Raw genomic sequence first — 24506 nt, 5'->3', positions numbered from 1 at the left:
TAATTAAATTTGACAATAGTATTTTCACATAAGATAATAAAAGGATTTATTTAGAGCATAATTATGTCTGGTGGTACCATAAACAAAGTCATACTAGTTGGTAATTTAGGAAAAGATCCTGAAATTAGGACTACACAAAATGGAAAAGAAATGGCAAGTTTTTCAATAGCCACGTCTGAAAGTTGGACTGACAAACTTTCCGGTATGCGCTCTGAAAAGACAGAGTGGCATAATATCGTAATTTTTAGTGAAGGATTAGTAAAAATCGTCAAAGATTTTGCACGTAAAGGCAGTAAAGTTTATGTTGAAGGTTCTTTGAGAACTAGAAAATGGACTGACCAAAACGGTGGTGAAAGATACACAACAGAGGTGGTTCTATATAATTTTAATAGCGCTCTTACTCTCTTGGATTCACGAAATAGTGCACCAAATCCTGATTACAAGCCAAGTGAATACAAACAAGGTGAAACAGGACAAAAAGATAAACACGAAAGTTTTGACAACGATATAAAAGATGAACTACTCGATGATGAAATACCATTTTAACAATTTAAATTGAAATCTACATTTTTATGGACTGCTTGTGTTACTCCTTTTAATTGCAATGGAGATAGTATAGATTATAGCAGTTTGCAGCGTTTACTGACAATGCAAGTTAAAGCTGAAAATGGCGTAGTGTTGCTGGGTAGCACAGGTGAAGGCCTATCGCTTACTGATTCTGAAAAACGCGAGTTAGTTGAATTTGTATGTGAGCTAAAATTAAATACAAAAATTATAATTGGCGTACCAGGAGTGAATCTATATCAGACTCTTGAATGGCTTGATTTTTGCAAGGGTATGCCTATTCATGGCTATCTAATGACAACTCCCATTTATGCAAAGCCCGGAATTATGGGGCAGACTTTATGGTTTGAAAAGCTGCTTGAGAAAGCACATGTGCCGGTTATGTTTTACAATATTCCATCAAGAGCAGGAATAAATCTTCACGCTGAAACTGTACGCAACTTATCCAGCCACGAAAAATTTTGGGCTATCAAAGATTCAAGTGGCACTGTTGATACTTTAGCTCAGTATAAGAAAGTTGCACCAAATATTGAGGTCTTTTGTGGAGATGATAATATGATATCCGATATGGCCGCTTATGGTGCGGCTGGCCTGGTTTCCGTTGCTTCCAATGTTTGGCCATATGTAGCACATGAATATGTTAAGAAGTGCCTCAATGGCAGGAACCCTCAGGCAGATATCTGGCAACAGGCTTGCGAAGCGTTATTTACTGCCAGCAACCCAATACCTACTAAAGCACTTTTGCATGATATTGGTCTTATAGAACATCAAACTGTCCGCCTACCACTCAGCACAGAAGACTTGCCTTCTGTTGAAAAATTGAGGCAAGTCAATAAAATGATTCTTGGATGGAAAGAATTGGCTACTCTCTAAATAGTCTTGCAACTTTGATTTAATATACAATCCAAGTTTCATTTGAACACTCCCAAACTTACCACTTTATGCCACTGGTCTTCATCTAAAATTTCTACACCTAATTCCACTGCCTTTTTATATTTGGATCCTGGTTTTTCTCCTGCAATTAGGTAGTCAGTTTTAGCAGAAAGATGTGAGCTGACCTTTGCTCCTAGAGTTTTGGCTCTTACTTTTGCCTCTCCTCTACTCATAGCAAGTAGCTTACCAGTAAACACTATAATTTTATTATTTAAAACAGAGTTACTAGAGTTGGAGCTCACAGGAAGAATTTGAAGACAAGCAGTAAGATCATTTAACATTTTGATGTTATGTTCCTTAGAAAAAAATGATTCCAAAGATTCAGCCACTTTTTTTCCTATGCCGTCTATACTGACTAGCTCAGTATTATCTGATGACAGTTCAATCATCGAATTATACCAATTATAATAAGAAACATAATAATCTGCAAGCAATTCTGCTGCAACTTGGCCAATAAATCTAATACCTAAAGAAAATATAAACCTATCTAGAGTTATTACCCTTCTGCTTTGTATAGCATTTAATAAATGAGCTATTGATTTCTTGCCCCAACCAGACTGTTCTTCCAGATTAAATTCATCCAATCTTTCTTCTAAAGTAAAAATATCGGGAATTTGTTTTATCAGACCAAGGTCGTAAAAAAACTCTATCTGCTTATCACCAAGGCCAACAATGTCAAATGCATCTTTCGATACAAAATGCTTTAGTTTTTCTATTATTTGAGCTTTACAGGCAAATTCCTCAGGACATCTTACTGCAGCCTCTCCCTCAACCTGACGTACTTTACTACCACATTCAGGGCATACTTCAGGAAACACAAATTCAGGTGTATTTGGAAGACGAGAATCTCTGCTTACTTCAACGATCTGGGGAATTACATCCCCTGCCCTTTTGATTGTTACAATATCTCCCTCTCTTATGTCTTTACGTTTTATCTCATCTTGGTTATGCAGACTTGCTCTACTAACTAGCACCCCACCAACATTGACTGGCACTAAATCTGCAACTGGAGTTAAAACCCCTGTTCTGCCCACCTGTATAAATATCTTGTTTAACTTTGTTTTTGCATAAACCGCAGAAAACTTGTATGCAAGTGCTGAGCGCGGTGCTTTGTGAGTATTCCCTAGACGATTTTGTAGTACCAAATCATTTACTTTATAGACTATTCCATCAATATCATAATCCAAGTTATAGCGACAGTTATAGACTTCATTATAGAACTTCAGCATTCCATCTAAACTACTCGTTAAGGACTGATGCTCATTTACGCAAAAACCAAGTGCCTCAAGCTTATTTAGTACCTCACTTTGACTTTTCTCTGCTCCACCAATCAAAGAATAAGCAAAATATCTAAGAGGTCTGCTTGCTGTAATGTTTGCATCCAATTGCTTTAGAGAACCAGCGGCTGCATTTCGAGGATTGGCAAATTCATCGTTTTCATTTAACTTTAAAAAGTCGCTGTTACTGATGTATATTTCACCTCTTACTTCTAGTCTTCCTTGCACACCTTGCAAAAACTTAGGAAAGCCTTTTATTGTTGCAACATTGTGAGTGACATCTTCCCCTACAAAACCATCACCTCGAGTTGCAGCTTTAACAAATCTTCCATCCTCATAAATTGCAGAAAACGACAACCCATCAATTTTTGGTTCACATAATATCTCTATTTTGTCCTCAATTAAAAACCTCTTTATTTTAGACAAAAATTTCTCTACACCTTGTTCATCATAAGCATTCTCAAGGGAAAGCATAGGTTCTTGATGTTCCACCTTAGAAAACCTCTCATCAGGTGGAGCACCAACACTATCTTGTGTTGCATAAATTTCTGGCTCTATTTCAGCTAACTTTTTCTTCAGTTCATCATATTCAGCATCACTTATTTCTGGCTTATTTTTTTGGTGATACAAAACATTATGATAATTTATTTGATCTTGCAGTTTTTCTCTCATCTTTTCTAAGTTAGTCATGATACCAATATAATGCTACATTAGCCTTTGCCGTCAAGCTGTGAATTTTCTTGAATTTATCATATGGTCTTAATCCATCAAATATCAAAGGTGCCACAATGCTATAGCCATACTTATTCTTCTCTTGCTCAATTGTATTAGCAGATCTCGCTTGCTCTAGCCATATATTTATATAAAATTAAAATAAATTAGAGTAAACAATATTGCTATTTAAATGCTAACAAGATTCGCTCCAAGCCCAACTGGCTACCTCCACGTAGGAAACGTACGAACTGCCTTGGTTTGTTGGATGTACACACGCAATCAAAATGGAAAATTTTTACTCCGTTTTGATGATACTGACCTTCAGCGTTCAGATGTCAAATATATAAATGATATCATACAAGATTTGAAATGGATTGGTATCAATTGGGATGCAAGTTTCAAGCAATCAGAGCGCTTTGAGCGTTACAATGAGGTGTTTTTGCAGTTAATAAAAGAAGGGCATATTTATGCATGCTATGAAACAAGAGAAGAGTTAGACATTAAACGAAAATTGCAGTTAAAACAAGGACTTCCCCCTGTATATGACAGAAGCGCGTTACTTCTAACTGAGCAAGAGAAAATTAGTTATGAGCAAGAAGGAAGAAGACCACATTTTAGATTTAAGTTGGATAGAAATGAAGTTGTTAAATGGAATGATGAAGTTAAAGGTGAAATAAATATTGCAACAAGTCACATCAGCGATCCTGTGGTAAAAAGAGAAGATGGAATTTACACATACATGTTACCTTCTGTTACTGATGATGTTGACTTTAATGTAACTCATATTGTACGCGGGGAAGATCATGTAACTAATACCGCAGTGCAAATCCAAATGATTAAAGCATTAAAAGCGAAAATCCCTACATTTGCTCACCTTTCTCTGCTACATTTTGATGATAGCAAAATATCCAAGCGAACCGGCGTGCTGGACATTAAATCTATAAAAGAAGATGAAATTGAACCGATGGCACTAGTTAGTTATTTAGTGAAGCTTGGAACATCCAATCCAATTGAAGCTTGCGCCTGTATGCAATCTTTGATTGATTCATTTGACATTAAAAAATTTAGCTCAGCATGTACGCAATTTAGCTTGAGTGAAGCATACAAGCTAAATAGCAAAGTGCTGCAACAAATGCCATTTGAAATTATACAAGAACGTTTAAATCAAATTGGAGTGGACTCCTCAGAGTTTTGGTATTTTATAAAGAACAATATAGAAAGGTTTTCTGAGGTGGCCAAGTGGTGGAAAATATGCAAATCCGATATAGAGCCTGTGATTCTTGATAAGGAGCTTATAAAAATCGCGCTCAATACATTGCCTCAAGACGATTATAATGAAAACACATTATCAGAGTGGGTCACAACTATTCGGCACACAGTAGATATAAAGGCAAAAGACCTATTTATGCAGTTGCGCTTAGCTTTAACAGGAACAGAAACAGGACCAGAGCTCGCTAAATTATTAATTTTTATCGGCAAAGAAAATATCATTGCAAGGTTAAAAGAAAAGTGAAAACTAAAGAATTATAGCTAATGCAATCCCTACGTCATACCGCGATTCATTCGCGGTATCTCTTAGCCGCTAACAAGCAGCGGGATGACGGTTGTCGTTTAGCCATAAACATTAAGAAATTTACCAAATGAAAAAAAAGGCAAAAGAAGCCCCGTGGTTATTATCCGCTTTAAAATATTGGCGTTTTTTATGTTTTAAACGCTTGACAAGCGAGATTCAGCCGCTTTTAATTGCAACTAACCTACGCTGCAAATGTTTAAGAAATTTACTAAGCAGAAAAAAAGACAAAGAATCCCCGAGTTAGCTAGTCTTTTACTATCTCTGTCGAGTATTGGCATTTTTTGATGTCTTGTAACGCTTTATAAGCGCGTTCAGCTTATTTAGATAAAAATCTAGATGTAGATGAAGTTTTGTAAAGACATACAGTATCTATATACTGCAAAAAATTGAACATAAGACGCCGATACATTAAGTAATCCTTACCTTTTAATCTGCAGATTGGCGAAAGCAAATACAATAGCTTCAGTTTCATGATAAGGGGGCTGGCGGAGTTTGTCAAGTAAGTTTTTGTATTTTAATTTTAGAATTTTATAGGCTTTTGTTCTCATGAAAATTATGTTCTCATGAGTAAATTAATGTTATCCTTTTTTGTTGATCTAAAGTTTCTTATGTTCATACACTTACGTGTTCATAGTGTTTATTCGCTGCTTGAAAGCTCGGTTAAAATTGAGGAGCTGATCGGCCTTTGTTTGCGAAATAAAATGCCAGCGGTTGCAATTACTGATTCAGGTAATTTATTTGGTTCACTTGAGTTTGCAGAATATGCGGCAAGTAGGGGAATACAGCTAATAATAGGATGCAATATTATAGTTAAACATTCAGAACAAAATTTACCTATATTATTGCTTGCAAAAAATGAGCAAGGGTACACTAATTTAGTCACTTTGGTGAGTGAGTCTTTTAGAAAGCGCAAGAATAACAGCGATATTCCTTACGTTGATTTTGATGAGCTATTGAATTTAAGTACGGGTCTGATCGCTTTAACCGGTGGATGTTTGGCTCAACCATTGTTGGGGCAAGATAAAGAAACGGTTGAAAAACTGCTTTCAGCATTCAATGGTCATTTATATGTTGAATTGCAGCGTCATGGGCTGAATAAAGAGCTAGAGCTTGAAGAAGCTTTGATAGACTTTGCTTATCAGCGCAATATACCACTAGTTGCAACGAACGATGTGTTTTTTCCAAATAGGTCTGACTATGAGGCTTATGATATATTAACGTGTATATCGGAGGGGAGTTATGCCCTGGAGAATAACAGAAAGAAGTTAACTACCGAGCATTACTTCAAGTCTGTGGCAGAAATGGAGGAGCTGTTCAGCGACATTCCCGAAGCAATTCATAACACTTTAGTGATAGCTAAGCGGTGCTCTTACATGCCAAGAAGCAGGCAGCCTATTTTGCCTAAATTTCCTTGTCGAGAAAATAAAACTGAGAATGAAGAACTGAGGGAGCAGGCAGTTGCAGGATTAGAATTCCGTATTGCGAATGAGACAGACATAGACCTTAAACAATACTACGATCGGCTGAATTACGAACTGAGTGTGATAACTTCGATGAACTACGCTGGCTACTTTTTGATAGTTTCTGATTTCATTCGTTGGAGCAAAGCAAATGGCATTCCAGTTGGTCCAGGAAGAGGCTCTGGTGCTGGATCAATTGTTGCTTGGGGCTTGCAGATTACAGACCTTGATCCAATAAAGTTTGGCCTAATATTTGAAAGATTTTTGAATCCTGATCGTGTATCGATGCCTGACTTTGATATCGATTTCTGCCAAGAGAAAAGGGACCTGGTTATTGATTATGTTCAGAAAAAGTACGGTTATGTTGCTCAAATAATCACTTTTGGAAAATTGCAAGCAAGGGCAGTATTGCGTGATGTTGGTAGAGTATTGCAAATGCCTTACTCTCAAGTGGATAAAATATCTAAAATGGTTCCATTTAATCCAGTAAATCCTGTAACTTTATCACAAGCGATAGAGTTTGATCAAAACCTGCAGAAAGAGCGGGATAGTGATGAGGTAATTGCAAAGCTTCTTGATATATCGCTAAGGCTCGAAGGAATATATCGTCACGTTTCAACTCATGCTGCTGGAATTGTAATATGTGATCAAAAGTTGGAAAATTTTGTTCCTGTGTACTACGATCCAAATTCGGCTCTGCCAATCACTCAATACAGCATGAAATATGTGGAGAAAGCTGGGCTAATAAAATTTGATTTTCTTGGACTTGGTACGCTAACGCTAATAGATCATGTGTGTCGTTTAATTAATCGTGATGAAAAAAAGATCGATATTTCTTCAGTTCCTTTGAATGATCAAAAAACCTATGAGATGCTCTCAAGCGGTGATTCAATTGGAGTGTTTCAGCTTGAAAGTTCGGGAATGAGAGAAGCTTTAATTAAACTAAAACCGGACTGCATTGAAGATATTATCGCTTTAATTTCCCTTTATCGTCCAGGACCTATGGATAACATTCCAACTTATGTTGCAAGAAAGCATGGCCTTGAAAAGCCAGATTATATTCATCCGTTACTTGAGGAAGTATTAAAAGAGACATTTGGGGTAATAATTTACCAAGAACAAGTGATGGAAATAGCGCGTATTCTCTCTGGATATAGTCTCGCAGAAGCAGATTTGCTAAGACGTGCCATGGGTAAGAAAATTAAGGCAGAGATGGATAAACAACGTGAACTTTTTGTCCAAGGGGCAACAAAAAATGGCGTTGATTATGACAGGGCAAGTTATATCTTTGACCTTGTTGCAAAATTTGCTGGTTATGGGTTCAATAAATCTCATGCTGCAGCATATGCGGTGATATCTTATCAAACGGCTTACCTTAAAGCTAATTATCCATTAGAATTTTTTACAGCACTAATGAATCTGAATATTGATGATAGAGATAAACTGAATTTATTTTATCATGCAGCAAAGTTTAGTGGCGTTACCGTTCTTTCACCTGATATAAACAAGTCTCAAGCTGAATTCTCAATAGAGGATGAACGCATACGTTATGGTATTGCTGCCTTGAGGAATGTTGGTTTTTCTATAGCGGAAGGAATAGTGAACGTACGTTCAAGCGCTTGTAAGGACATATGGGAATTCATTCAAAATTCAGGTCATATAATAAATAAGAGAGCGCTAGAAAGCCTGATTAAATCCGGAGCATTCGATAGCGTGCATAAGAACAGAAAGCAGCTATATGAGTCAATGGACACGCTGATTTACTTTGCAAATAAAAACAAACAGGATAGAGAATCAAGTCAAGCTGCTTTGTTTGGTAGTCTTGATGTCCTCAAACCGAAACTTGAGAATGTGGAAGATTTTGATGAAGAGGAAAAATTAGAACATGAGTTATTTTCACTAGGATTTTATTTAACTAATCATCCGCTTGAAAAATTTAGAACTCTTCTGGAAAAGTTAAATATTGGGTTTATCGGAGAAAATAGAACAGCAAAAACTGCTGGGGTAATATTAAATGCACGTATGAGAACTTCAGAGCGTGGAAGGTTTGTTATCCTCACACTTTCTGATCCCCATAACGTTTCTGAAATAGCATTCTATAATAATGAAATAATAGAAGAAAAAAGAGATTTATTTTCACCAGGAACATTTGTGATAATTGATCTTGAAGCTTCGGAAAATACAACAAGATTAGCAGGCAAGGATATATCTGAGTTTACAAAAAGAGTCACTTCTACAATAAAAGAATTAGTTCTCACCACTGAGTGCACGGATTCGCAAAAAGCCGCTATGGAATTAAACACAATATTGAAAGATGAAGGCAGAACCAAAATAATGCTAAAACTTCTTCTCGAAAAACATAAAGTGAGCATCTTATTACCAGGTGCATACTCAATTGCTCCTCAAGTAATTTATGAAATATCTAATTTAAGCTGGATTAAAGGCGTAGAAATTAATACAAATAACTTGCTTATATAAAAAAGCTTTATATAATGAAATATTTAATCGGTATTAAAGGAAGATATAGTGAATCTTTATGAATTTACTTTTATAGCACAACAAGGATTGTTACAGCAAGAAGTAGAGGAGATGGTCCAAGAGCTAGCTGTTTCATTGAAAAATATTAAAGCAGATATTATGTTCCAGCAAATCAGGGATATTCTGAAAAAAGGAAATGACAAGCTTACAAAACAAGAGTTAGAAGTGCGTGCTGAGGACATTAAAGAAAGTCTAGTTGCTTACTCTGACTTCTTGGAAGATCTTACAAAAATTTTATGGGTTGAATTAGAAGAAGATCTTTCAAATTTGAAAGAAGTGAAGTCAAAAATCGATAAAGAGTTGAAAGATGACCTAAAAGATTTAGGAATAACGCAAGATTTTACAAAATTTCTAGGAGGCAGTACTAAAAGTGCGTTTATCCATAACGCAGTAAATGCTTTGAAGAGAAATATTTCAGAACATCTAATAAAGATTTTTCAAGATATTTTGAAAGATTTTAGAATAAACGGTCCAACTCAATCGAGCAAAGCGTTGGAAATGCTTTTGAAAAACATTGAAGCATCAGGATTAATCAAGTATGAACATTGGGGTCTTTTGGATTTTGCATATCACAAAAATAAAATGAAGAGCGGTCATTATTGTATAATGTGCATAAGTTCTACTGCAAGCATTCTGGATGAATTTATGCGTAGAATGAAACTTAATGAGAACGTTATTCGCCACTTTCCTGTGCAGGTTGATAAAATTTTTGAAGGTAAATCTCATATGATGAATAAACAAATTGAGGAGCAAAGCGCATAATGATGAAAAGACGAAATAGTTTTAATAATTCTTACGTATCTGTAAATAATAGGACTGGCTTTAGGCGTTCTAAAGTTTGCCCTCTTGCTGCGTCTAAAGATGAAGACATAGATTATAAGAATATAGATTTATTATCCAAGTTTACCTCTGACTATGGTAGGATATTACCTAGAAGATTAACAGGCGTATGTGCAAAAAAACAAAGGAAGTTACGCTTAGCGATCATAAGGGCACGTTTTTTAGCTCTTATTCCTTACTGTACTAAAAAAGTTTAGGTAATTTATGTTGATAATTTTAAAGGAAAATATAAGGACTTTAGGTAAGCTTGGTGAAGTTGTCAAAGTTAAACCAGGTTATGCACGTAATTTTCTTTTTCCACAAAGAAAAGCGGTGAAAGCTACCAAGGAAAATTTAACAAAGCTAGAGGAGCAACGTTTATTACTGGAAGAAGAGAATATAAAAAGATTAAATGTAGCAAAAGAGCTTGCGTTGTCACTACATGATAAGTTTGTGGTATTAATAAAGCAAGCTTCAGAGGATGGTAAAATTTTTGGTTCTGTAACAACACGTGAAATTGCGAAAATTTTACTACAAGAAGGACATGTGATAGATCACCGTAGTTTATCTTTTGGTGGAGTAAGCATCAAAAACTTGGGTGAATACCAAGTAAACGTAGAATTACATAGTGAAGTAGTAGTACCAATTACTATATACGTCGTGAAATCCGAAACAGATGCAAATGAGCTAAGGCAAGTAAAATTGCAAAATCAGAAGTCTGAGCAACAAGAGGCAGAGCAAGATGCGAATAAAGAAGCTACTGATGGTGATGATAGCTGATCAAAGATGATCCCTTGTTATAGTCGTAAAGAAATGTCTGCCATGGCTAAGCTGGTGTCATCCCAGTGCTTCCCTCATGTCATCCCAGTGCGTGACACTGGGATCCAGTTTATTTCATCATGGACATTATTTTATGCTTCTAGAATCCGTTGTCCATTGAATAATTTGCAAATACTTTTATACCTGGATTCCAGTGTCACGCACTGGAATGACACCATTATTGGAGTAAATCAAAAATGATCCCACGCTATAGCCGTAAAGAAATTTCTGCCATGGCTAAGCTGGTGTCATCCCAGTGCTTCCCTCATGTCATCCCAGTGCGTGACACTGGGATCCAGTTTATTTCATCATGGACATTATTTTATGCTTCTAGAATCCGTTGTCCATTGAATAATTTGCAAATACTTTTATATCTGGATTCCAGTGTCACGCACTGGAATGACACCATTATTGGAATAAATCAAAAATGATTCCCCGCTATAGCAGAAAAGAAATGTCTTCCATTTGGGAGGAAAATAATAAATTTAATATATGGCTTAAAATAGAAAAATTAGCGTGTGAAGCTCAAGCAAAGTTAGGAGTGATTCCGAATAATATTGCTGAGAACCTCTCTGGTGCTATTGAATTTGATGTTGAATGTATCAACGAAATTGAATCCATTGTAAAACATGATGTTATAGCTTTTCTGACATATATTGCTAAAAAAGCGGGAGTTGATGTTCGTTATCTTCATTATGGAATGACAAGTTCTGATGTTTTGGATACATGCCTTGCGGTGCAACTGAAAGAGTCCTGTGATATTTTGCTCGAGAATCTAAAAAATTTACTTGCAGCATTGAAAAAAAAAGCTGAGGACTATAAAGATATTGTTTGTGTTGGACGCAGTCACGGAATGCATGCAGAACCAACAACTCTTGGAATAAAATTTGCCAGATTTTATGCTGAATTTAAACGCAATTATCAGAGATTAATTAGCGCGCAAAAAGAGATCTCAATTTGTAAAATATCAGGTGCAGTAGGCAATTTTGCAAATGTTGATCCGTTTGTTGAAGAATATGTAGCGAAAGAAATGGGACTCATACCTGAAACCATATCATCTCAAATCATTCCTCGTGATAGACATGCCATGTTCTTTTCAGTTTTGGGAGTAATTGCAAGTTCAATAGAAAATGTTGCTGTTGAAATTCGTCATTTGCAAAGAACTGAAATCGGCGAAATTTCTGAGCATTTTTCCACTGGGCAGAAGGGAAGCTCTGCTATGCCACACAAATGTAATCCTATTTTAAGTGAAAATCTGACTGGACTCTCACGTTTAATACGCAGTTATGTTTTTCCTGCGTTAGAAAATGTTGCATTGTGGCACGAACGTGATATATCACACTCGTCTGTGGAAAGATGCATTGCTCCTGATGCTTGTATAACAATGGATTTTGCTTTAGTGCGATTAACAGATTTGATAGATAAATTGGTGATCAATAAGGAAAACATTGAAAAGAACTTAAATTCTTCAAAAGGTTTAGTTTTCTCACAGCGTGTATTGCTTGAGTTAGTAAATAGTGGTTTGGCGAGGGAAGAGGCGTATAAAATTGTTCAGAGCAATGCAATGAAAGTGAAACAAAACAACAGTGATTTTCTGGCCGAATTGAAACAAGATAAACCCTTACTTAAGGTTATTAACTCGGAAAAACTTGAATCTTTGTTTGATTTGAAGTATTATACGAAACATATAGATCGTGTGTATAATAAGGTTTTTAATTAGGCTGAGTAGCTCAGTTGGTAGAGCAGGAGGATCATAATCTCTTGGTCGGGGGTTCAAGTCCCTCCTCAGCCACTCGAACTAAACTATGTTTAGCAAAGCAGTGCTATTGGTGAAACCCAGTGTCAGTTACTTGGAATGAGTTGTATATCCACTCAGGTGAGGAGACAATGGATAAGAGATTGTGAAAAGGGTTTAGCTTTTGGCCTATGATCTCTTTAAATGACAGAATTTCACTACAAAACTTAACTTTCTTCTATGCAGTTAGCTAAGTCAAGAAAGGTGAATCTATCTCTTGTTGTAAACGCAAGATCGACCACTTTACAATATTGTTCTTTATTCCAACTGAGGTGCTCTGGTAAGTGTGGAATTGATAGATCTTCAAATATTTTTTGCAGGTGTTTTGCAGGTAGTAAATTTTGCTTAATTAAACTGGAAATATTATGCCATTCTTTACAAATAATCTCTTGGATTTTTTGCTGCATAATTTGCTTCTGTTCAAAAGTTCTTACAAATTCGATATTATCAAAGCACTGAGTTATATGTTTTACATCTAAAGTGGTCGGTTTGATAATCGGGTTTTGTATTGATAATATCTTTTCCTGCAAATTAGCCATGGTAATCGTCGTAACAGCAATTTTTTCGCCATGTAGTAAGGAATGATCTCTTGTTACCATTTCCATTGCGTGAGCTATCATATGCTCTCCTTGGCTTGCAGAATAGCTGCCTTTTGATATTACCATTCCAAGTCCTGAAATTAGTAGAACTTCCATAAGTAATAGGACCACTTTTCTACTTCTTTTAGTAAGCGCCGTATACTCTCTTAGCAAAATTTGCTCCAAATCGCGAACAAGTGTAAAAGGTAATTCATTGTATTCTGTGCTAAGCAACAAATGAGATAGTAGCCAGTCAGCCTGAACTGTTGAACGACAAATGAAATCTGCAAATCCGCTTAATGTGAGGCGCAGTGGCGCATTGGCAAGTATGTCTATATCTATATATATTGCTCTTGGAAGATGTGCTTTGAACGATTTTTTATATCCATTTACTAATATTGAAGCATTTGCGGATGTATATCCATTCATAGAAGCGGCTGTTGGAAAGGATATATAATCTTTTTTCTCGAGGTAGCTTGCATATTTGCAGATATCGTTAACGGTGCCGCTACCAAATGCAACTATTAAGTCACTGTCTTTTACTTTGTTTCTCACTAGATTTACGGTTTCAAGAGAGGCAGCTCTGCTTGGTGTCATTTCTCTACTTGATGTCATCCCAGCGCGTGACACTGGAATGGCAGGTGGGGTTGGAATAATTAAATGAGAAATTTTATTAAATACGTTTTTGTTTAAAAGTTTTGCTGTATTTTCATCTGCAACTAGAAAGATGTCATTTCCGTGTTGTGTGCATATTTCATAGATATCATCAGCAAGGTGGTAATCTGTTATTACTTCCCTTAGAAAAGTTTGTTCGGTTTGATGTAATATTTGTTTTAAATAGTGCATAGAGTGTTTACAATATAGCAGTATAAGTATTTTAAGATTGACATGAAAATTGACCCTGTAGAGCTAACTAGGAAATTGATCTCTTTTGAGAGTATAACACCAGAAGACAGCGGGGCAATAGAGTATATAGCAACAATCTTCAAGAAGAGCGGCTTTGATTGTGAGATTTTAGAATTTGGTGATAAAGTTAAAAATCTTTATGCGAAATATATAAATGGAGTACCAAATTTGTGCTTTGCTGGGCACGTTGATGTTGTACCACCGGGTCAGTTAAAAGATTGGGCATTTGGTCCATTTAAACCAGAAGTGAGGGATGGAATGCTATATGGAAGAGGGGCCGCTGATATGAAAAGCGGAGTAGCTGCATTTATTGCTGCTATGGTAAATTTGATTGCAGAGAAGTTTCAGTTCAATGGTTCAATAAGTGCATTGATTACCAGTGCTGAAGAAAGCATGGAAGAATATGGAACAAAGGCAGTTTTGGAATGGATGAAAAATAAGCAGAAAAAGATAGATTTTTGTGTGGTTGGCGAACCAACCAGTAGTGAGAAATTAGGTGATACCATAAAAATAGGCAGAAGAGGTTCTGTAACATTTGAATTAATTTGCCATGGAAAACAAGGGCACGTTGCCTACCCAGACCTAGCAGACAATCCAATATATAAGGTAATATCGATATTGAGTAAGGTAAAAAATACTACTTTTGATCATGGTAATAAATATTTTCAGCCTTCACATTGCGAAGTTACTACTATCGATGTTGGAAATAATACTAGCAATCTAATACCTGGCTCAGCAACTACACGTTTTAACATTCGATATAACAATGAACAAACACCGGGTGGCTTATATAAGCTGATTGATGAAATATGCTCCAGTGTAACTAACGATTATAAACTTTCTATGCATAGCAGCAGGGACGTTTTCCTCTCTACTCCCGATAGAAATACTGATATTATGCTTGATGCAATAAGTAAGGTTACCAACATTGATGCTATACTTAGCACAAGTGGTGGCACATCTGACGCTGCGTTTATCAAAGATGTTTGTCCAGTGATTGAATTTGGTATAATCAACAAAACTGCACATCAGATAAACGAATGCGTATCAGTAAACGATATACACAAGTTAACAGCTATATATAAGGAATTTATAGAAAATTATTTCAATCCCACTAATAAAATATTGAATCAGGTCAACGTAGTTAGTAATATATCTAGTGGTCCATTGTTAGCTTAGATGTAATCAGATCTCTTGCATAACTGTTGTTTGAATAATAACTTGTATCATTCCAGCAAAATGTGTCAAGTAAGTTTTTTCGTTTCTATAGCTACTTGGATGACAAAAAAAGAAATACTAGACTTTATACCTTTTGCACTCAAATTCACATAAATCATGAATTATGCACGTTTCACACGAAGGTTTCTGTGCTTTGCAAACATATCTACCATGCAAAACTAGCCAATGATGAGCATAAAGCAGGTATTTTTTGGGAACCACATTTAAAAGAGATTGTTCTGTTTTAAACACATCTTTTTCTTTCACAAGCCCGATTCTATTGCTCACTCTAAAAACGTGAGTATCAACTGCCAATGTTGGAATGCCAAGCCCCGAATTTAAGAACACATTAGCGCTCTTTCTTCCCACTCCCGGCAAAGACACCAAATCATCGAAATCAGTAGGCACTTTGCTATTGTACCTCTCAATCAATATTTTGCTGAGCCCGATTATGTTTTTTGCTTTGGAATTATATAAACCAATACTGCTTATGCATTTTCTTAGCTCACTCTGCCCAAAACTCAGCATTTTTTCTGGCGTATCAGTGATACTAAATAGCTCCTTTGTAATTTTATTAACGCTTATATCAGTTGTTCGCGCTGATAGAACTATCGCAACTAATAACGTAAAATCATTGGTATAATTCAGCTCTATTTTTGGTGCAGGATTTGATTGCTTGAATTTTTCAAATATCAGTTCTACTTTTTTTGAGTCCATGCATAGAGCTAAAAGCTTATACTACACTGGTTGCTGTGCAAATTCAATTCCTTTAGGCTTAGATAGTCCTTCAGCATTAACATCAGACATATCAGTTTTTACCTCATCAAAATTCCTCTCAGCAAATTCGCTTGCCACTTCCGCAAAACACTTTTTAATAAGAGGCATAACAATTGGCATTAACAGTTTTCGTGGATCATACCATCCTAACAGGTCAGTTTCCTTTTGTACCCTATCTCTTGGATCCTCTTCTAGTAAATCTTTTGTGTGCTTTTCAGCATATATTTCACAGCCTTTTGAGAAAACAGGAGCTAACATTTCAATTAATACTGCCAATAACAATAGTGAACCAAGTATGGTTCCACCAACAGTTAATCTATTAGCAATGAAATTTGTTGTAAGTAGATAAACAGAAAAAGCAGCTAAAGGATAGTTGATAAGAAGCTTACTGCCTAGCGCGATATAGTTCATTTTACTTATGAATTCATCAGTGGAAATTTCTGAATTTTTATACTTTTCCATATAATAATTCACTAATAAACCAAAGGCTCTACTAATAGCGATGTTAAATGCTATGATCCACCATGAAAAATAGCAACCTATAGTAACTGTAGTTAACAGGCCTAAGGGTAGAACACTAAGAGTCCGAATAAATAGTAAGGCATTTTTACGTTCTATAAATCTTAACGCTAATTCTTTTTTATCCTCATCTACTAGGTTCTTTTTTTCCTTTAGAGGAGAAATATAAAGAAATAGCCGTATACTAGGTTTTGATAAGCGTTTATTAAGCTCGCCAGGGTCTGACGGCCTAAAAAAACTGCCATAAATATCTCCTGAAAAACAGTATTCCACATCCTCTTCAAACGCACTATCATTCTTTTTTAATATAGAAGTCAATTCATCAAAATCTTTACCTATAGCTTCTTCACCAATCCCTAGTGTATCGAACAGCTTCTTTCTATAATGAAATTCACGTGCTGTTAAACGTCCATTACTTTCAGCACCAACACTGACTTTAACACAAGGATTTCCTGACTCTAAAGGTTCAATGTACTTTTTTAGCTCTTGATAAGCTTTATAAATCTGATCAAATCTATTTTTGTCTCCACCTTTGTCAGGATGGTTTACAAGTATCAATTTATTATATTGTTTTTTCAGAAACTTGCTAAGAGCTTGATAATCCTTACCTACAATTTGTTCAGCTTTTATCTCTAGTACGTTAAACAGATCATTATTATCATAAAACTCCTGACCAGTTAACTTAAAATGTTGACTCATTACTACACCTCACATAAATACACAATACTATTAGTATAATATATTTAATGTTTCACACAAGCATAAAAATATCAAGCAACCACTAAGAGAAGAAACCCTCTTTCCCATCATACAAATACAACTTATCCATTCTCACCACATCAAAATTATGTTCCTCAAATTTGATTAGCAAGTTATTCACATCACTATTTGTAATTTCATTATTTGCAATGAACCTGCAGGTTATTTGGTCACTTGAAGACTTTGAACTTCCTGGCCAAATCGCAAGGCCTTTTGAATATATTGCTATAATCTGCGGATTACTTGTTTCAAACAACTTCACTATTTGGTCAAAGTCAGCCGGCTTACTCCAGGCAAGCGTTATATCGCTACCCACTAGTTTTTTAATCTTATAATCCTGTTCATAATTATCCTGTATTTTATCCACTTTACTATTTGGATCACTGCCAATTATAAGCTCAGATAATGTTTTCGGTTTTTTTCCTAGATTGTCTATAACAGCTTCTGCAAATTCTTTTGTACCAACTTTCTGTTTACTTCTTTTCTCCTTATATAAATCGGCAGTGTGTATTCCATCCTCCAAAGTCTTGAGCCATGCATCGTAGATTAGTTTTGCAGTACCCACTTGACCTATGTAAATTAGCATATGCACTGCAGCATTTAAAAGACCAGAAGGATTGGCTATGTTTTTTCCTGCAATATCAGGGGCAGAACCGTGCACTGCTTCAAACATTGCGTATTCATTCCCGATGTTGCTACTTCCGGCAAGCCCCACAGATCCAGAGGTTTGTGCGACTATATCTGATAATATGTCGCCATATAAGTTCTCGGTTACTATAACATCAAAATTCTCCGGTTCTGTTGCAACACGCGCCATTCCAATATCAACTATATAATGTTCTGCCTTTATATCTGGGTATTCCTTTGCAATGCGATCAAACGCGGCATGGAAAGTTCCGTCAGTCATTTTCATGATGTTATCTTTAGTCAGGCAAGTTACTTTTTTTCTGTTGTGTTTTTTTGCATATTCAAAAGCGTACCTGCATATCTTCTCTGAGCCAGATCTAGTAATAATTTTAGTGCATTGGTAAGAGTCACCAGTGAGCCTATGCTCTATTCCGGTGTAAACGTCCTCTTCATTTTCACGTATCACTACGATATCAAACTTATCGAATTTATTTTCTATAACAGGATGATATGAAATGCATGGTCTGATATTTGCATACAACCCTAGATTTTTTCTGAGTGCAACGTTTAAGCTTTTGTGCCCTTTACCTTGAGGAGTTGTTGTCGGAGATTTTAATAATATTTTTGTCCTTTCAATTGATTCCCAACCACTTGGAGAAATTCCGTGAGACCATTCTTTACTGTAAACACGCTCCCCTATTTCAATAATATCTATTGAGATTTCCGCTTCTGCTTCGCGCAATATCGACAGCACCGCTTCCATGATTTCTGGTCCGATACCGTCGCCATATGCAACTGTGATTAGTGTTGACATAACTTCCCTAGTTATAAATGATTTAATATTAATTTAAATAATAGAGTGGCACAAGTAGCTAATATTACCCAAGTTAGTATATTTACGGTTATTTAATAACGTATTTTTATATCATATGATGATATTATGAAATATAGGTGGGGTTATGAATACTGAAATAAATGTTAAAGTAAATTATGTAGGATTTACAAGGCGTATTGTAGCAGAAATACTTGACCTCATCATATTTTCCCCTCATTTTATCTTCGGTTTTATCTATGGTGTATTCATCGTATCATTACAAGATCAAGATAAAGACTCTTTTCAGGAACTTGCACAACTAGCAACAGAAATACCATTTATAGTTTCTACAGTGGTCGCAACATTAGTACTAACAATATCCAAAATATTAATGGTAACAAAACTTGGTGGTACCCCAGGAAAACTATTGTGTGGTATGCATATTAAAGATGCTAATACATTTACAAATGTTACCCTTATGCAAGCAACAATAAGATGTATTTCTAAGGGAAGCATCTGGATTATTTTTCGCTTTTTGCTTCATCTGCATTATCATGGTTATACTTTTCCATATCTTTTAATTGTGCTAATTTTATTTTTGTTTGCAGTATTTGATCAACGCAAACAGACTTTTTACGATAAAATTGCAAAAACAGTAGTGATAGACTATAAATCTAGTTGATATTTTTCTTTATAGGTAGTACATGGATAAAAAAGTAAACTACTCAACGATGACAAGACGTACTCTAGCATTTATAGTTGATTGTATTTTATTTATCGCAATACCATTTGGTTTAATGGCGGTGGGTTTCTCACTTACACACGCAATACAAGGGATCATGGGTGCAATAATTGTAATCACCACGATTGTATTTTCTTTATTTTTAATGATACCATGTATATTTCATATATTCATGCTAGTAAAATTTGGCGGCACTCCAGGACACTTGTTATTTAGCATGCGTGTAAAAGACAAAGATACATTTGAGTCAATCACTACAATGCAAGCAATGAAAAGGACTATAGCTCTTTTTATAATTTATTGCATATCACTTTGTAATCCCATTTTATTCTTAGCTATACTAATCTTAGTTTTAGTATGTGCAGTAGGTGATGAACATAAACAAGCTTTTCACGACAAAATTGCAAACACGGTAGTGATAGATTATAAACCTAGTTGATATTTTCCTTTAGCTGTCTGCCACCAAGGGTGTCATTCCAGTGTCACGCGCTAACTTAAGGTAAATTGCCAACTTAACTATAAATATATTTTGGTAAATCCAAATTATTTTAGCTATAAGAGCGTTTTACTTTTTGCTCAGCATATCCATCATAACTGGCTTACTTTTAGTGATTCATGGAGTTAAAAAAGTCAGCATTGCTCTTTGTTAAAAGTAGTTTGTCACGTAAAAATTCCATTGCTTCAACGGGTCCCATAGGATTGAGTATCCTACGCACCACCCATATTTTATTTAGTATAGCCTTATCAACTAATAGCTCTTCCTTCCTTGTTCCGGATTTTGTAATATCAATAGCTGGAAATATACGTTTATCAGAAAGTTTTCTATCAAGTATGATCTCAGCATTTCCTGTACCTTTAAACTCTTCAAAAATAACTTCATCCATTTTTGAACCAGTCTCTATAAGAGCTGTGGCGATTATAGTTAAAGAACCCCCATTCTCAATATTACGAGCTGCTCCAAAAAAGCGTTTTGGTCTCTGCAGTGCGTTTGAATCTACACCACCAGTTAGAACTTTCCCAGACGAAGGAATAACCGCATTATAAGCACGTGCAAGTCTAGTAATATTGTCAAGTAGAATTACCACATCTTTTTTATGCTCAACCATTCTTTTAGCTTTTTCTATTACTATTTCAGCAAGCTGTACGTGACGGTAAGCAGGCTCATCGAATGTAGAACTTACTACCTCACCTTTTACAGAACGTATCATATCTGTTACTTCTTCAGGTCTTTCATCTATAAGTAACACTATTAATTCTACTTCAGGGTGATTTATAGCTATAGAGTTAGCCATTTGCTGAAGCAATACAGTTTTTCCTGTGCGAGGTGGAGCAACTACTAACGCTCTTTGCCCTTTTCCAAGAGGAGCTACTATATCTATAGCACGCATGCTTAAGCCTTTTTTATCATCACCATTATTACACTCAAGTACTATGCTTTCCTCAGGATAAAGAGGAAGCAAATTATCAAAATGGACGTACTTTCTTAATTCACTTACTTCAGTAGAGTTTATACTTTGAACCTTAGTTAAAGTAAAATATCTCTCTTTATCACCAGGTGGCCTTATTTCTCCATATGCCATATCTCCTGTACGTAAATTAAACTTCTTTATTTGCCCGTTAGAAATATAAACATCATCGGTACTTGGGGCATAATTTGCACTTGCTGAACGTAAGAAACCAAAACCATCAGGCAATATTTCCACTATTCCACTCCCTGTGGTTATGCCTCCTTCTTCACTCATTTTTTTCATTAAGCTGAATATTATTTCCTGCTTTAGCATTCTACCATTGCTTTTACCGTTAGTTGAAATTTTTCTTTCTTCAGCTAACTCTAACAATTCTTCTGCTGTTTTCTCTTTTAATTCGCTCAGATCTAATGTTTTTCTGTTTTTCTCAGTACCTTCATTGACCATCTGTTTTACTGTATCGTTATTGTAAATTTGCTCACTTTTTTCAGGTTGAGCTGTAACCTTTCCTTTTGCCAAAACATCTTCATTGATTGTTGTCATAATCCTCCAAAAATTTTAATTGATGCTTACTAACCTAAAATGTGACTATAAGATAATAAATTAGGCTGAGTTAGTTTCAGTGCGTATTAAGCTTAATTATCATTAAACCCCGTACTTTACTTACATTATACTAATAAACACTAGCAAGTCAAGTTAATTTAATGTTAACAAAACACAAAAATTTGAGGATTTTCAATAGCTATTCTTTATATTTTTTTAACCTTTCTTGCTTCTCCTCTTCTACTTTTGCTTTTTCCACTTCTGCTTCTAAATTTTCTTGACTACATAAGCCGAGTAGTACAGGATCTTGGGGTTTTATATTTTGCATGTTATGATGAGATCCATCTCTTACCTGCTCAACTGTGTAATTTGTTGTACTAATTAATTTAGCTATAACGTTATTGTCCAAGATAGGAAATTTTTTTACTAAATAATAAATCGCATCAGGTTTATCTCTACGTCTTGCCGTAGAGGCAAAGCCAAGAATGCTACCAATCGCTTTACTCCTTTTTTTTATATTTTTTATAATCAAATTTGGTACACGATTTGGATTTTTTTTGCAATCATCGATTTCTTTTTCAGTAATTATTCCAGAAATAATAGGGTTATATTTTTCTACTTCTATTTCCTCATCAGCTATGTCTTGTACTTCTTCAAGGGCCAATCTGCAACATTGTGCTATTTGATTAAAAGTTAAACCAGTGTTGTCTACTAACCAAGCAGCTATTTGCACTAGAAACTGTTTATTTCTATCGTTATTGCCCTTAGAAGATTCCATTGACATCAAAAAAGCATCTCCCATTTAAAGTATCCCTTACTGTTATACAGAGCTAAAATATAAACTATTAAAACTAAAAAAGCATTAATTTTGTCATTCAATAACTTTTTGTTTGTCACTTCCCACCTCTTAAGTTAATTAAATGCGCTTACCTTTAAGCATATTTCAAACAAAATATTTCCCCTTCCTAAGGTATAGTATAACTCAGTTAAACATATGTTCCTATTTAAGATTAGAGAGTTAAATTTTAAGTTAATATATTGTAATATTATATATATTAGCTAATAAAGCAACAGGTTTACAAGCATTAAATTATCACTATTCTATAATTAATCATTAATTAACTGGGTTTAAAATGAATGTTAAAAATTTTTTCACTAAAGTAACCGTTGTCCTTTTAGCTTGCTTGTTAATCTTCATGGGAATTGGCAACCTTTTATCAGGTGATGATGAAAAAGAAGAGGTAGCTAGGGTTGGAAAAGAAGTTATAACGTCAGATGAGTATAAGTCGCTATATCAAAATTATGGAAAACAAATTTCTGGATCTGATGCGAGTAGAGAACAAGTAAAAAAGCTGAAATATGATTTGCTTAACGCACTTATAGAGCAAAAACTATTGTTTAACCTAACTAGTGAGCTGGGGTTGACAGTTGGAGAAGAATCTATAAAAAACCATATTAAAAACACCAAATACTTTCAAAATGATAAAGGTGAATTTGACAAAAATAAATTCTATGAAACGCTAAATGACCTGCATATGACAGAGAAAGAGTATATAGCAAAGCTAGAGAAAGTCCTGCCTGCAATGATGTTCATGACTTCATTATTTAAAGATAATTATCCAGTAACTTTTGGCGAGAAAATTGATGAGCAGATATACAAAAGTCGCTACCAAACTAGAGTAGTTGATATTGTTAAAATAACTGAAGATGCAGTTACAAACATTCCTGAACCAGATGATCAAGCCTTACTTGATTTGTACGAAAGAAATAAATCCCATTTTTATTATCCTGAGTATCGAACTGCGCAATATATTTCCCTAGGCCAAAAGTATTTTGAAGATCAAATCAAGATCTCAGATGAAGAAGTTGATGGTATAATAGAACAACAAGAACTTAAAAATCAAAGAGATATATTCAATGCAATATTTTCTACCAAAGAAGAAGCTGAGACAGCAAGAAGAGCATTTGAGGAGGGTAAAACAAGCTTTGAACAGATAGTAGAAGAGTTTGGCAAAGCAAAACTTGAGGAAACTAGAGTAAATAATATAACTAAGGATTTTTTACCAGAAGACGTGAGAGAGAAGGTATTTGCTCTTAAAGTAGGTGAAGTAAGTGAAGTTTTAGCAAGCAGTTTTGGTTGGCACATAGTAAAAGTGGAAAGTGCGCATCAAATCTCTGATGAAGACTTAGTTGATTTAAAAAAAGACATAAAGTCAGTTCTAACTAACCAAAAGTCTTTTGAAAGAGTCAATGATTTCATAAACCAAGTGAACTATAAGATATACAATGGTTCAGAAATTGAAGAAATATTGAGTGAATATAATTTACCTATACAAACTATTGGTCCAGTAGATGCGAGTGGAAAAGATCAAAGCGGTAATAACGTAGGAGATTCTGGTGATTTGATTTCTTTCATTTTTTCGCGAGAAAAGGATCAGAAAGGTTATTTTAAGGGCGTTGGGGACGCCGTTGTTAGTGTAAAAATCGTCGATATCTTTCCACCCAAATTGCAAAGTTTTGAAGAAGGCAAGGCATTAGCGGTAGAGCTTTGGCATAGTGAGTTTATAAAAGAAAGAATGTTTAAATTCGGGCAAGAGGTTGCAGTTCAACTAAGAGAAAAAACAGATTTGGAAGAAATTCAAGGTGTGGAATTAGTTAAAGGTCAGCAGATGCACCGCAATAAAGTGGATCAACAAAACTACCCCTTTTCTTTTGTAGAAGAGATTTTCAATATGAAAACAACTGGTTCAGTGACAGATCCTATTCAATACAATAATGAAATTATAATAGGTGTTCTAAAAGAAATGCATTCATCAAATGGCAAATTAAACACGCTTGACACCGGAAAACGTGTGATGATATCGCTAAAAGAGCAATTAATTAGCTATCTGGAATCAAAGTATAAAGTCGAAGTTAATCACGCTATACTTGATGATATATAGTCAAAAATCTTATAAGTTGCTTCAAACGCTTCCAGTGCCCAGACACACAACTGTACGAACATTGCGATTTGAGAGCAATCTTCACTAGAAAGGATGTCATCCCAGTGCCCAGACACTGGGATC

Annotated in this window: 21 protein-coding genes and 1 tRNA gene; 15 read left to right on the top strand and 7 right to left on the bottom strand. The window is 35.2% G+C overall.

Features of this window, described 5'->3' with window-relative positions; all coding sequences use genetic code 11:
- Positions 1–63: 63 nt before the first annotated feature.
- Positions 64–546, top strand: coding sequence for a single-stranded DNA-binding protein (gene ssb, locus ABWU73_RS01865; protein ID WP_155969077.1), 483 nt, complete (start codon positions 64–66; stop codon positions 544–546).
- A gap of 9 nt (positions 547–555) precedes the next feature.
- On the top strand, positions 556–1437 hold the full coding sequence (dapA, locus tag ABWU73_RS01860) for a 4-hydroxy-tetrahydrodipicolinate synthase (RefSeq protein ID WP_264329667.1): 882 nt from the start codon (positions 556–558) through the stop codon (positions 1435–1437).
- A gap of 38 nt (positions 1438–1475) precedes the next feature.
- Here dapA and ligA read toward each other — a convergent pair whose 3' ends face one another.
- Entirely contained in the window at positions 1476–3464 is a 1989-nt protein-coding gene (gene ligA, locus ABWU73_RS01855) for an NAD-dependent DNA ligase LigA (protein ID WP_264329666.1), read from the bottom strand.
- A gap of 214 nt (positions 3465–3678) precedes the next feature.
- On the opposite strand from ligA, the gene gltX reads away from it, so the two are divergent.
- The 9 genes from gltX (at position 3679) to ABWU73_RS01810 (ending at position 12489) form a co-directional block, all read left to right on the top strand.
- Positions 3679–5001, top strand: coding sequence for a glutamate--tRNA ligase (gene gltX / locus ABWU73_RS01850; protein WP_253303429.1), 1323 nt, complete (start codon positions 3679–3681; stop codon positions 4999–5001).
- Positions 5002–5669: 668 nt separating this feature from the next.
- Positions 5670–8999 carry a DNA polymerase III subunit alpha gene (gene dnaE / locus ABWU73_RS01845; protein ID WP_341810304.1) on the top strand — a complete coding sequence of 1110 codons (3330 nt, stop codon included), beginning with the start codon at positions 5670–5672 and terminating at the stop codon, positions 8997–8999.
- A 48-nt stretch (positions 9000–9047) separates the two neighbouring features.
- Positions 9048–9821: a 30S ribosomal protein S6 gene (locus tag ABWU73_RS01840; RefSeq protein ID WP_010082465.1), complete on the top strand. Its 774-nt coding sequence runs from the start codon at positions 9048–9050 to the stop codon at positions 9819–9821.
- On the top strand, positions 9821–10096 hold the full coding sequence (gene rpsR, locus ABWU73_RS01835; RefSeq protein WP_007548890.1) for a 30S ribosomal protein S18: 276 nt from the start codon (positions 9821–9823) through the stop codon (positions 10094–10096). The genes ABWU73_RS01840 and rpsR overlap by 1 nt, the downstream gene beginning before the upstream one ends.
- A 7-nt stretch (positions 10097–10103) precedes the next feature.
- Positions 10104–10658 carry a 50S ribosomal protein L9 gene (rplI, locus tag ABWU73_RS01830; protein WP_006279792.1) on the top strand — a complete coding sequence of 185 codons (555 nt, stop codon included), beginning with the start codon at positions 10104–10106 and terminating at the stop codon, positions 10656–10658.
- A gap of 6 nt (positions 10659–10664) precedes the next feature.
- Positions 10665–10898, top strand: coding sequence for a hypothetical protein (locus ABWU73_RS01825; protein ID WP_182282649.1), 234 nt, complete (start codon positions 10665–10667; stop codon positions 10896–10898).
- A complete protein-coding gene (locus ABWU73_RS01820; RefSeq protein ID WP_138344574.1) occupies positions 10895–11128 on the top strand; it encodes a hypothetical protein in 234 nt (77 codons plus the stop codon). The genes ABWU73_RS01825 and ABWU73_RS01820 overlap by 4 nt, the downstream gene beginning before the upstream one ends.
- Positions 11125–12417, top strand: coding sequence for an adenylosuccinate lyase (gene purB / locus ABWU73_RS01815; protein WP_010962833.1), 1293 nt, complete (start codon positions 11125–11127; stop codon positions 12415–12417). Before ABWU73_RS01820 ends, purB begins: the two co-directional genes overlap by 4 nt.
- A tRNA-Met gene (locus ABWU73_RS01810) sits at positions 12417–12489 on the top strand. The genes purB and ABWU73_RS01810 overlap by 1 nt, the downstream gene beginning before the upstream one ends.
- A 170-nt stretch (positions 12490–12659) precedes the next feature.
- Here the strand turns inward: ABWU73_RS01810 and ABWU73_RS01805 are convergent.
- Entirely contained in the window at positions 12660–13916 is a 1257-nt protein-coding gene (locus tag ABWU73_RS01805; protein ID WP_264329664.1) for an iron-containing alcohol dehydrogenase, read from the bottom strand.
- Between the two features lie 42 nt (positions 13917–13958).
- On the opposite strand from ABWU73_RS01805, the gene dapE reads away from it, so the two are divergent.
- The gene (gene dapE / locus ABWU73_RS01800; RefSeq protein ID WP_010082500.1) at positions 13959–15155 is read left to right on the top strand and encodes a succinyl-diaminopimelate desuccinylase; all 1197 of its coding nucleotides are present in this window, start codon (positions 13959–13961) and stop codon (positions 15153–15155) included.
- Between the two features lie 117 nt (positions 15156–15272).
- On the opposite strand, the gene nth is transcribed toward dapE, so the two are convergent.
- The 3 genes from nth to icd form a co-directional block, all read right to left on the bottom strand.
- Positions 15273–15911: an endonuclease III gene (gene nth / locus ABWU73_RS01795; RefSeq protein ID WP_209472633.1), complete on the bottom strand. Its 639-nt coding sequence runs from the start codon at positions 15909–15911 to the stop codon at positions 15273–15275.
- Between the two features lie 21 nt (positions 15912–15932).
- Positions 15933–17189 carry a molecular chaperone DnaJ gene (locus ABWU73_RS01790; protein WP_265017749.1) on the bottom strand — a complete coding sequence of 419 codons (1257 nt, stop codon included), beginning with the start codon at positions 17187–17189 and terminating at the stop codon, positions 15933–15935.
- A gap of 82 nt (positions 17190–17271) precedes the next feature.
- A complete protein-coding gene (icd, locus tag ABWU73_RS01785) occupies positions 17272–18690 on the bottom strand; it encodes an isocitrate dehydrogenase (RefSeq protein WP_010082497.1) in 1419 nt (472 codons plus the stop codon).
- Between the two features lie 145 nt (positions 18691–18835).
- On the opposite strand from icd, the gene ABWU73_RS01780 reads away from it, so the two are divergent.
- Positions 18836–19372 (top strand): RDD family protein, encoded by a 537-nt coding sequence (locus ABWU73_RS01780; RefSeq protein ID WP_264329661.1) that lies wholly within the window; start codon positions 18836–18838, stop codon positions 19370–19372.
- Positions 19373–19394: 22 nt separating this feature from the next.
- Positions 19395–19871 (top strand): RDD family protein, encoded by a 477-nt coding sequence (locus tag ABWU73_RS01775; RefSeq protein WP_006279800.1) that lies wholly within the window; start codon positions 19395–19397, stop codon positions 19869–19871.
- Positions 19872–20037: 166 nt separating this feature from the next.
- On the opposite strand, the gene rho is transcribed toward ABWU73_RS01775, so the two are convergent.
- Together rho and ABWU73_RS01765 are read right to left on the bottom strand one after the other, a co-directional pair.
- On the bottom strand, positions 20038–21441 hold the full coding sequence (gene rho, locus ABWU73_RS01770) for a transcription termination factor Rho (RefSeq protein WP_007549497.1): 1404 nt from the start codon (positions 21439–21441) through the stop codon (positions 20038–20040).
- 199 nt (positions 21442–21640) lie between these two features.
- Positions 21641–22243 (bottom strand): cell cycle transcriptional regulator TrcR, encoded by a 603-nt coding sequence (locus tag ABWU73_RS01765; RefSeq protein WP_010082495.1) that lies wholly within the window; start codon positions 22241–22243, stop codon positions 21641–21643.
- A 331-nt stretch (positions 22244–22574) separates the two neighbouring features.
- Between ABWU73_RS01765 and ABWU73_RS01760 the strand changes: the two genes are divergently transcribed.
- Positions 22575–24383: a peptidylprolyl isomerase gene (locus ABWU73_RS01760; protein WP_264329660.1), complete on the top strand. Its 1809-nt coding sequence runs from the start codon at positions 22575–22577 to the stop codon at positions 24381–24383.
- Positions 24384–24506 lie beyond the last annotated feature (123 nt).

Source organism: Wolbachia endosymbiont (group A) of Andrena helvola (genome assembly GCF_964028415.1).
Lineage (GTDB): Bacteria > Pseudomonadota > Alphaproteobacteria > Rickettsiales > Anaplasmataceae > Wolbachia > Wolbachia pipientis.
The sequence above is the reverse complement of the archived record's forward strand: the minus strand, read 5'-3'. Positions and strand labels throughout refer to the sequence as shown.

Bases quoted from the DNA above. Each gene is read 5' to 3' on its own strand.
- ABWU73_RS01820 (WP_138344574.1), top strand. From the start codon at position 10,895: ATGATCCCACGCTATAGCCGTAAAGAAATTTCTGCCATGGCTAAGCTG.
- rpsR (WP_007548890.1), top strand. From the start codon at position 9,821: ATGATGAAAAGACGAAATAGTTTTAATAATTCTTACGTATCTGTAAAT.
- ABWU73_RS01775 (WP_006279800.1), top strand. From the start codon at position 19,395: ATGGATAAAAAAGTAAACTACTCAACGATGACAAGACGTACTCTAGCA.
- ABWU73_RS01765 (WP_010082495.1), bottom strand. From the start codon at position 22,243: ATGGGAGATGCTTTTTTGATGTCAATGGAATCTTCTAAGGGCAATAAC.
- rho (WP_007549497.1), bottom strand. From the start codon at position 21,441: ATGACAACAATCAATGAAGATGTTTTGGCAAAAGGAAAGGTTACAGCT.
- ssb (WP_155969077.1), top strand. From the start codon at position 64: ATGTCTGGTGGTACCATAAACAAAGTCATACTAGTTGGTAATTTAGGA.
- purB (WP_010962833.1), top strand. From the start codon at position 11,125: ATGATTCCCCGCTATAGCAGAAAAGAAATGTCTTCCATTTGGGAGGAA.
- ABWU73_RS01825 (WP_182282649.1), top strand. From the start codon at position 10,665: ATGATCCCTTGTTATAGTCGTAAAGAAATGTCTGCCATGGCTAAGCTG.
- nth (WP_209472633.1), bottom strand. From the start codon at position 15,911: ATGGACTCAAAAAAAGTAGAACTGATATTTGAAAAATTCAAGCAATCA.
- ligA (WP_264329666.1), bottom strand. From the start codon at position 3,464: ATGACTAACTTAGAAAAGATGAGAGAAAAACTGCAAGATCAAATAAAT.
- icd (WP_010082497.1), bottom strand. From the start codon at position 18,690: ATGTCAACACTAATCACAGTTGCATATGGCGACGGTATCGGACCAGAA.
- ABWU73_RS01805 (WP_264329664.1), bottom strand. From the start codon at position 13,916: ATGCACTATTTAAAACAAATATTACATCAAACCGAACAAACTTTTCTA.
- ABWU73_RS01760 (WP_264329660.1), top strand. From the start codon at position 22,575: ATGAATGTTAAAAATTTTTTCACTAAAGTAACCGTTGTCCTTTTAGCT.
- ABWU73_RS01790 (WP_265017749.1), bottom strand. From the start codon at position 17,189: ATGAGTCAACATTTTAAGTTAACTGGTCAGGAGTTTTATGATAATAAT.
- dnaE (WP_341810304.1), top strand. From the start codon at position 5,670: ATGTTCATACACTTACGTGTTCATAGTGTTTATTCGCTGCTTGAAAGC.
- dapE (WP_010082500.1), top strand. From the start codon at position 13,959: ATGAAAATTGACCCTGTAGAGCTAACTAGGAAATTGATCTCTTTTGAG.
- ABWU73_RS01780 (WP_264329661.1), top strand. From the start codon at position 18,836: ATGAATACTGAAATAAATGTTAAAGTAAATTATGTAGGATTTACAAGG.
- rplI (WP_006279792.1), top strand. From the start codon at position 10,104: ATGTTGATAATTTTAAAGGAAAATATAAGGACTTTAGGTAAGCTTGGT.
- gltX (WP_253303429.1), top strand. From the start codon at position 3,679: ATGCTAACAAGATTCGCTCCAAGCCCAACTGGCTACCTCCACGTAGGA.